The sequence below is a fragment of the Secundilactobacillus kimchicus JCM 15530 genome (assembly GCF_001433995.1).
GTDB classification, from domain to species: domain Bacteria; phylum Bacillota; class Bacilli; order Lactobacillales; family Lactobacillaceae; genus Secundilactobacillus; species Secundilactobacillus kimchicus.
Genome location: NZ_AZCX01000035.1, coordinates 1 through 368, shown reverse-complemented (window position 1 = coordinate 368; position 368 = coordinate 1). Strand labels below are relative to the sequence as shown.

Here is a 368-nt window from a genome sequence, read left to right as displayed (position 1 = left end):
TGCAAGCAACAGTGGGAACAAGAACCAACCAAGTGCCAGACCAATCAAGAATTTAGCCAAATCAGCTAACAACTTCAACCCAAGGAGTAGCAAGCCAAATGGCGTTAACAATAGGCCAAGTAGTAACAGGTGACCTAAGAATGCCAATGGTAATGCCAACAAGAATGGCAAAGCAGTTAATAAACCAGCTAAACCAAGTGCTAAAGCATCAGCGATTGCTTTGGCGAGTAAGAACCCACCAATTAGCAATGGCAAGCTCAGCAAGAATGGTAATCCACCGAACAACAAGCCAATTGGCAAGAATAGCAAGCCAAGAATTGCGTCCTTGATCAACTTCCGCAACAAGTGCAGCAAGATGAACAATGGCA

Annotated in this window: 1 protein-coding gene; it reads right to left on the bottom strand. The window is 44.3% G+C overall.

Annotated elements, in window-relative coordinates; genetic code table 11:
• Window positions 1–368, bottom strand: a 368-nt coding sequence (locus tag FC96_RS13065; protein WP_191976672.1) for a hypothetical protein, incomplete at both ends; no start/stop codon positions are given.